At 67.0% G+C, this 12,351-nt stretch carries 11 protein-coding genes and 1 pseudogene; 4 read left to right on the top strand and 8 right to left on the bottom strand.

Annotated features, from left to right (window positions below; genetic code table 11):
• Positions 1-43 precede the first annotated feature (43 nt).
• The 3 genes from AC0KTM_RS06775 to AC0KTM_RS06765 all read left to right on the top strand — a co-directional run bounded on the left by AC0KTM_RS06775 (position 44) and on the right by AC0KTM_RS06765 (position 2,022).
• On the top strand, positions 44-475 hold the full coding sequence (locus AC0KTM_RS06775; protein ID WP_007170246.1) for a heavy metal-responsive transcriptional regulator: 432 nt from the start codon (positions 44-46) through the stop codon (positions 473-475).
• A 3-nt stretch (positions 476-478) separates the two neighbouring features.
• A complete protein-coding gene (locus tag AC0KTM_RS06770; RefSeq protein WP_007170247.1) occupies positions 479-1,249 on the top strand; it encodes a DUF2182 domain-containing protein in 771 nt (256 codons plus the stop codon).
• Between the two features lie 440 nt (positions 1,250-1,689).
• Entirely contained in the window at positions 1,690-2,022 is a 333-nt protein-coding gene (locus AC0KTM_RS06765; protein ID WP_007170248.1) for a YnfA family protein, read from the top strand.
• 242 nt (positions 2,023-2,264) lie between these two features.
• On the opposite strand, the pseudogene arsB reads toward AC0KTM_RS06765, so the two are convergent.
• Positions 2,265-3,772: pseudogene (gene arsB / locus AC0KTM_RS06760) on the bottom strand (ACR3 family arsenite efflux transporter).
• A 101-nt stretch (positions 3,773-3,873) separates the two neighbouring features.
• Positions 3,874-4,674, bottom strand: coding sequence for an arsenite methyltransferase (gene arsM / locus AC0KTM_RS06755; RefSeq protein ID WP_007170251.1), 801 nt, complete (start codon positions 4,672-4,674; stop codon positions 3,874-3,876).
• Between the two features lie 88 nt (positions 4,675-4,762).
• Here arsM and AC0KTM_RS06750 point away from each other — a divergent pair, with 88 nt between their 5' ends.
• Positions 4,763-5,149 (top strand): ArsR/SmtB family transcription factor, encoded by a 387-nt coding sequence (locus AC0KTM_RS06750; protein WP_007170252.1) that lies wholly within the window; start codon positions 4,763-4,765, stop codon positions 5,147-5,149.
• 53 nt (positions 5,150-5,202) lie between these two features.
• On the opposite strand, the gene AC0KTM_RS06745 is transcribed toward AC0KTM_RS06750, so the two are convergent.
• From AC0KTM_RS06745 to AC0KTM_RS06720, 6 genes are all read right to left on the bottom strand, one after another.
• On the bottom strand, positions 5,203-7,491 hold the full coding sequence (locus AC0KTM_RS06745; RefSeq protein ID WP_033718775.1) for a heavy metal translocating P-type ATPase: 2,289 nt from the start codon (positions 7,489-7,491) through the stop codon (positions 5,203-5,205).
• 64 nt (positions 7,492-7,555) lie between these two features.
• Positions 7,556-7,852 carry a DUF1490 family protein gene (locus AC0KTM_RS06740; RefSeq protein WP_033718759.1) on the bottom strand — a complete coding sequence of 99 codons (297 nt, stop codon included), beginning with the start codon at positions 7,850-7,852 and terminating at the stop codon, positions 7,556-7,558.
• Positions 7,853-7,933: 81 nt separating this feature from the next.
• Positions 7,934-8,290: a Cd(II)/Pb(II)-sensing metalloregulatory transcriptional regulator CmtR gene (cmtR, locus tag AC0KTM_RS06735; RefSeq protein WP_007170255.1), complete on the bottom strand. Its 357-nt coding sequence runs from the start codon at positions 8,288-8,290 to the stop codon at positions 7,934-7,936.
• Positions 8,291-8,361: 71 nt separating this feature from the next.
• Positions 8,362-9,183, bottom strand: a complete 822-nt coding sequence (locus tag AC0KTM_RS06730) for a hypothetical protein (RefSeq protein ID WP_065018912.1) — start codon at positions 9,181-9,183, stop codon at positions 8,362-8,364.
• Positions 9,184-9,262: 79 nt separating this feature from the next.
• Entirely contained in the window at positions 9,263-10,288 is a 1,026-nt protein-coding gene (locus AC0KTM_RS06725; RefSeq protein ID WP_007172501.1) for a TniB family NTP-binding protein, read from the bottom strand.
• Complete coding sequence (locus AC0KTM_RS06720) at positions 10,276-12,351, bottom strand: Mu transposase C-terminal domain-containing protein (protein WP_224860251.1); 2,076 nt, start codon at positions 12,349-12,351, stop codon at positions 10,276-10,278. Before AC0KTM_RS06720 ends, AC0KTM_RS06725 begins: the two co-directional genes overlap by 13 nt.

The following is a 12,351-nucleotide window of genomic DNA, read 5'->3' as shown; positions in this document are numbered from 1 at the left end:
ATCCTTGACCTTCCAGTACAGTGGAAGGTCAAGGATGGGTTCCATGCAGATCGGCGAACTAGCGAAACTCAGCAATACCAGCGCGAAAACCATTCGCTTCTACGAGAACGCGGGGCTGCTCCCGCCACCGGCACGCACGGCGTCGGGGTACCGCGACTACGGGCCCGAGGTCGTGGATCGGCTGCGGTTCATCCATCGGGGCCAAGCCGCCGGGCTGACCTTGCAGAAGGTGCGCCAAATCCTGGCGATCCACGACCGCGGTGAGGTGCCGTGCGGGCACGTGCAACAGGTCCTGCACACCCGTCTGGACCAAGTCCGCGCGCAGATCGCCGAACTGGTCGCCCTCGAAGGCCACCTGCAGACCCTTCTCGACCACGCGGCGCACGCCGCGCCCACCGAACATGACCAGTCCACGGTGTGCTGGATTCTGGAAAGCGACCTGGATGCCGACGCCACCGTCGGTCCCGGCCACTAGACCATGAACAGCACCGAAATGCGTGAGTGGTCATGGACTGATGCGTGGTTGCCGGCCGCCCTGCTGGGTGTGGCGGGGGTGGGCTGGTGGTGGTCAGTGGTCAGCATGACCGGCGACGCCATGTCTATGGACACCGAGCCAGGAATGCCCATGGAGACCGCGCCAATGATGTCGTTCGCCGGTTTCCTCATCGCGTGGGTGGCCATGATGGCCGCGATGATGCTTCCTGCGGTCCTGCCCGTCGTTCGCGCCTACGCCCGCGCCGCCACCGGCAGCGCCGCTCCAGCGATCGTCTTCGTCGCCGGATACCTGGCCCTGTGGAGCGCCACCGGGATCCCCGCCTTCTGGGCGTGGAGCCACCTCAACGGGCCACTGGCACACGGATCACCGTGGGTCGGCCGCCTGGCCGGCGCCATAGCGCTGGCCGCCGGGATCTATCAGCTCACGCCGCTGAAAGCAGCGTGCCTGCGGCACTGCTACTGGCCATTGTCGGTTTCCCCGCCGTGCGGCAAGTACCACGACAGCCCGGCCCGGGCGCTTCGTGCCGGTGGGCGCTACGGCGTCTTTTGTCTGGGCAGCTGCTGGATGCTGTTCGTAGTCATGATCGCCTTCGGCACCATGCAATTGGCGTGGATGCTGGCGCTCTCGGTGGTGATCTGGCTGGAGCGAGTCGCCTCCTTCGGCGATTGGCTCACGCGCGTCACGGGGGCGGTGCTCGTAATCCTTGGCGTTGTGCTGCTGGTGCACCCCGCGTTGGTCATCAACCTTGTCTAGCGAGGAGTTAAGTCATGACGACGACGACACAACCACGCACCCGCCCCTGCGCTTTAGCGGCGACATTTTGATCTGGCTGTCCGCTGTCGTTTGATCTGAGGCGCTGCTGGCCGTTTGACCTGCGGCGCCTCAGATCCGTGCGCTTGAGCACAGTATTGCGGGGTTGATCGAGGATGCCGGTGCTGCCTGCGTGAGCGGGTCCAGTGCCGAGTGCCCAGTTCTCGAAGAACTGACTGAACCGGCAGTGCGGCATTCGATTTGAACGCCAACGCATTGCCGTGTTCACGTCGGTTCCCGTGGGTTGGCTCTCTGAGTATGGTGTGCGGGGCAGGTGTCTGTCACGGGTACGCGCACGGGTCGACGATCGGGTTGTGGGGCTGCCGCGTCCGGAAGCCGGGGACGCCCCGATGCCCCGGCACGGTCTCCTAAGATCAGCAATCATGGTGGCGCGTTCAATCCTGTTATTCGTCCTGGCTGCGGTCGCCGAAATCGGCGGTGCCTGGCTTGTCTGGCAAGGCGTCCGCGAGCAACGTGGTTGGCTCTGGGCGGGACTCGGCGTCATCGCGCTAGGAATGTACGGGTTCGTCGCCACCCTGCAGCCCGATGCCCATTTCGGCCGGATCTTGGCCGCCTACGGCGGCGTATTCGTCGCCGGCTCGCTGGCGTGGGGCATGGCCCTCGACGGGTTCCGACCCGACCGTTGGGATGTGATCGGCGCCCTGGCCTGCCTGGTAGGCGTTGCCGTGATCATGTACGCCCCTCGCGGCCACTAGCTCAGCATCACGTGGCGGCCGGGCAGGCCCAAACCGACCCATCGGGGGCGGATCGGGACGCATCACCTCGGCCCCGCCGATCAGTATCGACGGTGACGGAGACGGGCCGGCACGCTCAGCGATCGCCGTATCGATCCCGGGTACGGCCAGACAGTCGACCAGCATTTCATGGGCCGTTGCCGCGTTGGATAACCCGGGGGGATCTCAGTGGCGCAACAGGTTTCGGTGACTGTGGGTTTGGGTTATGTAGTGGTGCCAGGTAGCAGTTCGGCGATCAGGGTCTGGACGCGGTTGGCGATGTCGTCGCGGATGGAGCGGACGACCTCAAGGGCTTGGCCGGCGGGGTCGGGCAGTTTCCAGTCCCGGTAGGTGACTCCCGGGAAGTATGGGCAGGTGTCTCCGCAGCCCATGGTGATCACGACGTCGCTGGCTTGCACCGTGTCGGCGGTGAGCACCGCGGGGCTGTTGGCTGTGATGTCGATGCCCAGTTCGGCCATCGCGGCAACGGCCGCCGGGTTGACTTGGTCGGCGGGTTCGGTGCCCGCGGAACGGACCTCGATGCGGCCACCGGACTGGTGGATCAGCAGTGCGGCCGCCATCTGGGAGCGACCGGCGTTGTGCACGCAGACGAACAGGACGCTGGGTTTGTCGGCCATCAGCGGGCACTGCGTGATTGGGACTCGGGTCCGAAGAGGCGGGTACGCAGCGCCAGGGACACGTAGACGAGTCCGACCAGCACCGGTACTTCGATGAGCGGGCCCACGACCCCGGCCAGGGCCTGCCCGGAGGTGGCGCCGTAGGTGGCGATCGCGACGGCAATCGCGAGTTCGAAGTTATTGCCGGCAGCGGTGAACGCCAACGTGGTGGTGCGCTCGTACCCGACGTTGAGGAGGGCGCCGAGCAGGTAGCCGCCGGCCCACATGATCGCGAAGTAGGCCAGCAGCGGCACCGCGATGCGGGCGACATCGAAAGGCCGGGAGGTGATCTGATCACCTTGAAGGGCAAACAGGATGACGATGGTGAACAGCAGTCCATAGAGTGCCCAGGGGCCGATGCGGGGCAGGAATTGCGACTCGTACCAGGTGCGGCCTTTGGCGCGTTCGCCTAGGCGGCGGGACAGGTACCCGGCCAACAGTGGGACGCCGAGGAAGATCAACACCGATTTGGCGATCTGCCACGGGGAGACCTCGATCCCGGTCTGGGACAGGCCCAGCCAGCCCGGCAGCACCGACAGGTAAAACCAGCCCAGCGCGGCGAACATGAGAACCTGAAAGATCGAGTTCAACGCGACCAGCACTGCGGCGGCCTCGCGGTCCCCGCAGGCCAGGTCGTTCCAGATGATGACCATGGCGATGCAGCGGGCCAGCCCGACGATGATCAACCCGGTGCGGTATTCGGGCAGATCGGGAAGTAGCAGCCACGCCAGGGCAAACATCACCGCCGGCCCGATCAGCCAGTTCAACACCAGCGAGGACGCCAGCAGTTTGCGGTCGGCGGTGACCTCGCCGAGCTGGTCGTAGCGGACTTTGGCCAGCACCGGATACATCATCACCAACAGCCCAAGGGCGATGGGCAGCGAGACTCCGTCGACCTCAATGGCACTTAGGCCCGCGCCCAGGCCGGGCACCAGCCGCCCCAGCAGCAGGCCGGCGGCCATCGCTACCCCGATCCATACCGGCAAGAGCCGGTCCAGGGTGGACAGCTTGGCGGCCACTGCGGGTGCAGCAGTCGATATGGCGGTGTCACTCATGAGGTTTCTCTCCCGTGGCGCGAGCGGCGTACCGCTTCACTGGCAGCTGTCAACGTGAGGTGGGTCGGGGCGCGGTGGCGCGGTCGTTCGCTGCGGCTGTCTCAATCAGACGATGCGGCGGGTTTGGTGGCGTGGATGATCGCGCCGTGCATCCCTTCGGCCACCTGGTGGGTGAACGTGACCGTGGCATCGGTGAACCCGGCCGCGGCCAGTCCGTCGAGGTACTCCTGGCGGGACAGCGCTCCGGCGATGCAGCCGACGTAGGAGCCGCGTTCGGCGCGCTCGGCCGAACTGAGGTGGTCTTCGGCGACGACGTCGGAGATCCCGATCCGCCCGCCGGGGACCAGCACCCGGAACATCTCGGCGATCACGGCCGGTTTGTCGGCGGACAGGTTGATCACGCAGTTGGAGATCACCACATCGACGGCGGCATCGGGCAGCGGGATGTCTTCGATGGTGCCCTTGCGGAACTCGACGTTGGTGACACCGGCCTTGGCTCGGAATTCTTCGGCGTTCCGCCTCGCCAAGGCCAGCATCTCGTCGGTCATGTCGACGCCGTAAGCAAACCCGTCCGGGCCGACCCGGCGCGCCGACAACAAAACGTCGATCCCGCCGCCAGAACCCAGGTCAAGCACCCGCTCTCCGGGGTGCAAGTCAGCGACCGCGGTCGGGTTACCGCAACCCAGGCTGGCCGCAACCGCTTCAGCGGGAATCTCGGAGTGCTCGTCGTCGCCGTAGAGACCGGCGCCGAAGATGGTCCCGATATCGGCTGAGTCGCTGGACCCGCAGCAGCTCGCGGCGGTCAGCACATCGCTGTTGGTAGCGCCCCCGCTGATCGCGGTGGCGGCGGCGCCGTAGCTGGCCCGGACCTGATCACGCAGCTCATTGTGTTCGGCGGTCATCGCACCTACTCTTTCCATCGACAGACATCTATGTGAGCAGTGTGCGGGAAACATCGATGACTGTCAATGCGTGTGTCATACTGGGGCCATGCCCGCCGCGATCGCCTCCCCGACCGAACGCGATGACTCGTTGCTGGTCGCTGACGTTGCGGCGTGCTGCAGCCCGATCACCGACGGCGTACTCGACGCGGCCGCCGCCGAGCGGCTGGCCGGCGTGCTCAAGGCGCTGGCCGAACCGACCCGGCTACGGCTTGTGTCAATGATCGCGGGCCATGAGGGCGCCGAGGCGTGTGTATGCGACCTGACCGCTACTGTGGGGCTATCCCAGCCGACGGTGTCGCATCACCTCAAGATCCTGGTCGAGGCCGGCCTGCTCGACCGAACCCAGCGCGGCAAGTGGGCGTACTACCGGCTGGTGCCCGCGGCCCTGGATGCGCTCGGCGGGGTGTTTGTTGTCCGTTGTCGTTGTGGCTGAGGCAGCGCTTGAGGGCCTGACCTGCGATGCCTCGGATTCAGTGACGGCCGCCGCTACCTTGAGTTGTCCTGCCGCCGGGTGTCTCGTGCTGGCCCCGCAAGAGGCGTTATGCGTCCGGCGCGTACGCCGTTGGCGATGACGACGACTTCGGCAAGCTCGTGCACCAGTACGACCGTGGCCAGGCCGAGGGTTCCGAACATCGCCAGCGGCATGAGCACGGTGATGATGCCCAGGGAGAGTCCGACGTTTTGCACCATGATCTGCCGGGAGCGTCGAGCATGTGCTAGTGCGTGGGGCAGGTGCCGCAGGTCTTGGCCCATCAGGGCGACGTCGGCGGTTTCGATCGCGACATCGGTTCCCATGGCGCCCATCGCGATTCCCAGGTCGGCGGCGGCCAGGGCCGGAGCATCGTTGACGCCGTCGCCGACCATCGCGGTGGGCCGGTGAGCGCCCAGTTCTGCGATCAGGTGAGCCTTGTCCTCGGGGCGCAGTTCGGCATAGACGTGCTCGATGCCGGCTTGGGCGGCGAGCGCCGCCGCGGTGGCGTGATTGTCGCCGGTGAGCATCGTCACCTGGTAGCCGCCGGCACGTAGCGCGGTGATGACCTCGGGAGCTTCTGGGCGTAGTTCGTCGCGCACGGCGATGGCACCGAGCAGCCGGTCATCGCGTTCTACGAGCACCGCTGTGGCCCCGGCTTGTTGCATGTGCGCTACGTGATCGGCGAGGTCGGCGGGGTCGATCCAGCCGGGCCGGCCCAGCCGGATGGCTTGCCCGTCGAGGTGGCCGGTCAGCCCAGCTCCGGCAACGGCGTGCACGTCACTCGCGGCGGCCACCGGCGCTTGGGTAGCGGCCAGGACGGCCGCGGCCAGCGGGTGTTCACTGCGGGTTTCCAGCGCGGCCGCGACCGCCAGCACCTCTTCGCGGGTGGCGTCGTTGGTGGTGGCGATGTCGATGACGGTGGGCCGGTTGGCGGTCAAAGTTCCGGTTTTGTCCAGCGCGATCCCACTGATGGTGCCCAGGGCTTCCAGCGCGGCACCGCCCTTGATCAGTACCCCGATCTTCGAGGCGGCACCGACTGCCGCCACGACGGTCACCGGCACGGCGATGGCGAGCGCGCACGGGGACGCGGCGACGAGCACCACCAGAGCGCGTTCGATCCACACCAGCGGGTTACCGAAGATGCTGCCCGTCCCGGCGATCAGCGCCCCGGCGATCATGATGCCCGGCACCAACGGCTGCGCGATCCGATCGGCCAGGCGCTGGCTGGCGCCCTTGCGGGCCTGTTCGGCTTCCACGATCTGCACGATTCGCGCCAACGAGTTGTCCTCAACGGTCGCGGTGACCTCCACCTGCAGCACTCCGGACCCGTTGATCGACCCGGCGAACACCTCATCACCGGGTCCGGCCTCTACCGGCACCGATTCGCCGGTAATCGCCGAGACGTCCAGGGCGGTGCGCCCGGCAACAATGATGCCGTCGGTGGCCAGGCGTTCCCCGGGTTTGACAATCATCTGATCACCGACGCGCAGTTCGGCTGCGGCCACCACGGTTTCGACACCTGCGCGCAAGACCGTGGCCTGATCCGGCACCAGCGCCAGCAGAGCACGCAGGCCGCGGCGGGTACGGGCCACCGCGTATTCCTCCAAACCCTCGCTGATGGAGAACAAAAACGCCAGCATCGCGGCCTCGCCGACCTGACCGAGTCCAACAGCGCCGAGCGCGGCGATCGTCATCAACGTGCCGACACCGACACGGCCCTCGGTCAGTCGCCTAACGGTTGAGGGCACGAACGTCGAAGCGCCCACCGCGAGCGCCACGACTTTCAATCCCAACGCCACCGGCCCGAATGGAGTCAGCCACGCCGTCACCAGTGAGGCTGTCAGCACCACCCCGGAGAACGCGGCCCGCCGCAGCTTGACAACGCCCCACAGCCGCTCCGACTCAGGGTGGCTGTCGTCGTGGTCGCAGCAGCCATCGCTTCGTTGCACTGGTCGTTGTGAAACCCTGTCAGCTTGCTCGCCGGATAGCGTCCGCTCGCTCCAGTCGAGGATTCTCTGCACCACACCGGGGTTGCCTCCCTCGACCGAGTGCGGCGCCCGGGCGGGCACCGACTCGGCAGGGATGTGCTCGGCGGCGGCGATCGCCGACAAAATGGCAGCGGTGTCGCAGCGCTCGGGTGAATACCAGACCACCACGGAAGCCGTGCGCGGATACGCGCGGACCGCATCCACACCAGCCACCGTGGCGACCGAGTCCTCGATCGCGACAGCCCGCACCGCGTCGAACCGAAACCAGTTAGCACGCACCCGTATTCGTCGCGCACCCGCAGACACGACAACCAGCGCGGCCCCGTGATCGGAGGAAACCTCAGCAGTAGGCACAATCGACCTTTCCCCGTGAAAACGGCTAACCCATCACTTGGCAGCAGTCGTCATCGTCAGCCTTGGCGGCGGGCGGCCGAGGGGCATCGTCGCCGATGCGTCCGCGGGCTTCGGCGACCACGTCGGCGACTTTCAGCCGGGCCGACTCCGCTGCTACCTCTGCGCTCCGAGTTCCGCGCAGTCCCCACTCCGTCACGGTCACCGCTGCCCGGTGAACCGGCGCCGTGCCCACCGCCTTGCGCAGCACCTCGTAGGCGCTCACCCCGACCAGCCCGGTGAACACTGTCCCGGCTGCTTTGGCCACGAACCCATGTATAGCCACTGCTTATCCCTTCTGTTCTGCCAACTCACTACGATTGAGCGACCGCGATCTTCAAGGTCACCGGATCGCTGCCACTGATGGTCATCGACCAACGGTGGCCTCGGCTGCGCCCGATGCGGCGTCCTCGCCGACACAGGGCTGGTCGGTATCCACCGCCAAAACAACCTGGACCAGCTCGCCCAGAGCACGGGCGAGGTGAGGGTCGGCCAGCGCGTAGCGAACCTGCCGGCCCTCATAGGTCGCGATGACCAGCCCGCAGCCCCGCAAACACGACAAATGATTGGACACATTCGACCGTGTCAACCCCAGCTGCGCAGCCAACTGGCCCGGGTAGCACACCCCATCGAGCAGTGCCACCAGAATCCGACACCGCGTCGGATCCGCCAGCGCTCGGCCCAGCCGAGCCAGCGCCGATTCCCGCGTCTCACACGTCAGCATGCACCAAACAGTACAGCCGATACTGATATGTCAGCAAGGGCTGAATTGTGCCATGGCTCCACACGCCGCCGTCAGCCCTGACGCCGCCCAGCTGGCCCAGCCGGGCACGGTGATCGCGGGGATTGACCTGGTCGTGGTTTCCACGCGTCGAAGTGGTGTGCGCGGCGGGTGGCGCTGAGTTGTTGATCGTGGATCCACTGTTCGATGGGGCGGGTTTGGTCGCGGTGCTGGGGAAACCGGGCGCTGACGTTGACGTAGACCGCATCGACGGCGCGGGCACGGGCGGGTGTGGCTGGCGCGGTGCCCCAGATCCGGCGATGAGCGCCGGCCAGGATGGCGGCCAAGGCGATCAGGTCCGGGTAGGCGCCGATGTGCGTGTCGGCGTCGGCGCGGGCAGGCGGCAGCGTAAACGGGCTGGTGCTGCGTGCCCAGCAGCGGTGAATCCGCGCGGCATCCCTGACCGCGAAGCGCGCAGCGTCGCCGTGACACCGATCCAGTCGGGCATGGCGCTGCGCTGCGGCGATCACCGCGGGGGCGCAGCGCAGATCGCGTTGATCGTCGAGGGTGGAGGTGCCTGCACCGATCCATCGGCGGTGGCGGCAGCAGACGGTCGCGTAGTCGGGCAACCAGCAGTAGACCGGCTCATAGACACCGCGGCGTGCCATGCACAGGCGGCATGCGGGCCGGGCGTGGCGGCGTTGGCGGGTGGTGTCGCGGTCGGGGGCGGCCAGCCCGATGAGCCGGGCGTGAAGGATGCCCACGGGCTGGCCGCTGGCGGTTGCCAACCAGTCCGGCCGGGGACGGCAGATCGCTGGACCGTCGGCCAGGTAGCGCCGCAGACCTCGGGGTTCTAGGTGGTTGGCGTGCGCGAGCCGATCAAGATAGGACTGCACCGTTTCGCCACGAAACGGTGTGACGGTGCGCGGTAGTGGCGCGGCAGGCCCCTGCGGCCACGCCGGTGGGGTTGATACGTCAGCTGGCATGGCGTTGCGCCGATGTTTGGGCTGCGTAGTCGATGAGCACCGTGTCCATCAGATCCCTGGTGAGGTTCTCGGTTTCGTCGAGCATGCTGCGGATCGCAGCCGAGCGGATCAGGTGCGCCAGGCTGCCGATCATTCCGCCGGTGCGTCGATGCAGGTATTTGGCTTCGGCGACCAGCGTTCCCGCGGTGTGATGGTGCAACCGCAGGGTGCCTTCCATCGCGGCCACCAGCGACTTCCATTCCCCGGCGTACGGGAACGGGCTGGTGTTGATCACACCGCAGCGCCCGGCGAGCTGGCGTCCGCGGGTGCCGGTGAACACACCGGAGCGCTCGACGTCGATGCCGGCGTAGACGAACGTGGCGGGCAGGTGTTCGGTGAAGTACTTCAGGTGATCGGACAGTTCCTCGCCGGCCCGGGTATCGAGGTTGAGGTTGTGGATCTCGTCGACGATCACGATGTCGGTTCGGGCGTCGATGAGGACCTGGCAGACAGCGTCGGCGATATCGGTGACATTCATCCGCGGTTGCATCGGCGGAAGGCCCAGGAATCGCGCGAACTCCATCGCGAGTTTGCGCGCCGAGCCTTTCGGGGGCGCGGTCACGTATACGATCGGGATCCGGGACTTGTCGGCGAATCGTGTCCTGATACGCAGTTCGTGGAATCGGCCGAGTTGTTTGACCGCGGTGGTCTTGCCGGTCGCGGCCGCCCCGGAAATGATCAGCCCGCGCCGGGCGCCGATCTCGCGTTGGTTGAGCAGGGTCAGCAGCCGGCCTTCGTTGGTGATGCGCTGGATCGCCGACGTGGTGACCACGACCAGTTCACTGTGATGCGCTACCCGGGCTTCGTTGTAGTTGGTCCGTTCGGTCTCCGACAGGGTGCTCCACTGCTCATCGGGTAACAGGGTGAACTCGGGTGGATCGGCATCGACGAAACGGCGCCAACCCTCGAGCGTGGTGGTGGGTTGGCGCCGGTCCTCGAGTTGGCTCACCGGGGCAAAAGTGTTCACAGCCGCCACGATTCAGCCTCCTTGCGTGCATCGAACACCGGTAGTGGAATGACTTGGGCGATCTCGATGTCGTCGGCGTCCTCGTCACCGCCTGGCGGCGGCTCCTCATCGCAGGGTTCTGCGGTATCCGGCGGGCGGGGCCAGGCCGGTGTCGCGGTGGCTCGCGTTCGACCCGCCACCCTGCGATCCTTGGATTCCTGTCGGGTGGGGGCGGGGCCTTGCGCGGCCCGGTCGAGCAGGTCATCGGCCGCGCGGGCGATCTCGGCTTCGGTGGCCTGATCGCATCCGCGCTGGGCCAGCACGGACCGCGCATGCTGCCATACCAATTCGCCGAACGGTACCGGGTGGCTGCGCAAATGCGTCCAGGTCGCGGCCAGCCAGCCCTCGTCGTGATGGTTGCGCACCCAGATCCGCGACACGTCGTAGGGGTCGTAGTGCACCTCCCACTGGCCCTTCTTGGATTCCACCCCCGAGTGCTGGCGGCGGTAGGGGTTGAGTGCCTTAGCGTCGTAGCTGCGGTTGTTGACCCGGATCCCGTAGGAATTGATGCGCCGCCAGCACGACGGCAGTAACTCGATGTAGTCCTCGGCCGACAGCGGCACCGGAACATACCCGGCGACCTCGACCAAGGCGGCGTACTTTTCGTTGGGCGTCAACGCCTTGCCCGGGGTGACGGGGTCACGCAGGCCGTCGTGGGGCCGGTTTTGCCATACCGCGACGATCCACTCATCCAGCAGGGCTTGCAGCTCCACGATCGACCACACTGCGTCCTGTTCGGCGTTCTTGCCGCGCCGCTCGACGCTGGAGCCGACATACCCGGCGACATGCTGGGCGAACAAGGTGGCCACCGACTGCAGGGTCCGCTCGATCTTGGGTTTGTCGGTCGGCGTATCCGGGTGGGCGGGCTGCAGATTGATCCCCAACGTGCAACACGCCTGCCGGAAGGTTTGCGACAGATACGCCTTCCCGTGGTCGCACACTACGGTCTCCGGGGCGATCACCGGCCGGGCGGCCGCATCGGCCAACCGTTGATCCACGCCGGTCAAACAGCGATACGGCAGCACCGACCGCGACATCCGCAGCGCATCGGACCACTCCGGCCGCATCGGTTCTGGCGTCAACGCTCGGGCCAGCAGCAGCGCCGCGTCGACCGCTTTGGTCGTGGGCCGCAACACCGCGGCCGGAATCGAGCAGGTCGCGTCGTCAACCATGCCGGTCAGCTCGACCCGGTCCACCGTGCCGTCATCGAGGACCACCCGCACATCCAGGGGGGTCGAATCGATCTCGACCACCTCGCCGGGGCGCGCCACCGTCAGCGCACCGAACGGGCCGTCGGGCTGTTTGGACAACGAACGCCGGGTGCGCGCGGACCCGAACGTGTGCCGGCCCTCCGACAGCCTCTTCACCAGACGATAGAACGTCCGCTGAGACGGCATCGCCGGTGCGTCCTGGGCACCGTATTGAGCCACCAGCGATTTGGTCACCCGTCGCTGCAGGCGGCTCACCGTCCCGGTCGACACGTCGGTCTCGTCATCGATGGCCTGCCGCACTGCGGCCACCAGCCGCTCGTCGACGCGGCCGAACATCGCCCGCCGGGGAATGTGCCGGCGATCCACAACCCCCAGCAGGCCGTCTCGTTCGTAGGCATAGCGTTGCCGCTGCAACGTGTACAAGCTGATCTCGTGGCCAGCCGAGCGCAGCTCGGCGAGCTTGGCCAATTCGCGCTGCCGCAACGAACGCGACGCCGGATCGAACTCCGGCCGCGGCCGGCTACCCGCCTCGGAATCAACCCGTCGACCCGTCAACACCTCGATCAAGTGCCGTTCCCACCAGCGGGCCCGCTCGGCGGCAGCCTCGGGCACCCCGGCCAACGCTTCTTCGGAACACAAAGCCGGTCGCGATCCTGACACCAACTCCAACGCCGGGTCGCCCAGCAGCCGAGACAGCGGTACCACCGACTGCCCGCCGACCGCATCGGTCAGCCTGGCTGAACTGCCCGAAAGTGTGACAACCGTGAATACGCCGTCGGATAACCGGATTTCATCGCCCTCGCGGATGACACCCGACCGCAT

This window comes from Mycobacterium sp. NTMscope_Eco_3, assembly GCF_976985685.1.
This window is presented reverse-complemented; position numbering and strand designations above follow the sequence as displayed.

Excerpts from the sequence above, each read along its gene's own strand:
- AC0KTM_RS06750 (WP_007170252.1), top strand. The coding sequence starts at position 4,763 with ATGCCCGCCGCGATCGCCTCCCCGACCGAACGCGATGACTCGTTGCTG.
- AC0KTM_RS06720 (WP_224860251.1), bottom strand. The coding sequence starts at position 12,351 with ATGCGGTCGGGTGTCATCCGCGAGGGCGATGAAATCCGGTTATCCGAC.
- AC0KTM_RS06775 (WP_007170246.1), top strand. The coding sequence starts at position 44 with ATGCAGATCGGCGAACTAGCGAAACTCAGCAATACCAGCGCGAAAACC.
- AC0KTM_RS06770 (WP_007170247.1), top strand. The coding sequence starts at position 479 with ATGAACAGCACCGAAATGCGTGAGTGGTCATGGACTGATGCGTGGTTG.
- arsM (WP_007170251.1), bottom strand. The coding sequence starts at position 4,674 with ATGACCGCCGAACACAATGAGCTGCGTGATCAGGTCCGGGCCAGCTAC.
- AC0KTM_RS06765 (WP_007170248.1), top strand. The coding sequence starts at position 1,690 with ATGGTGGCGCGTTCAATCCTGTTATTCGTCCTGGCTGCGGTCGCCGAA.
- cmtR (WP_007170255.1), bottom strand. The coding sequence starts at position 8,290 with ATGCTGACGTGTGAGACGCGGGAATCGGCGCTGGCTCGGCTGGGCCGA.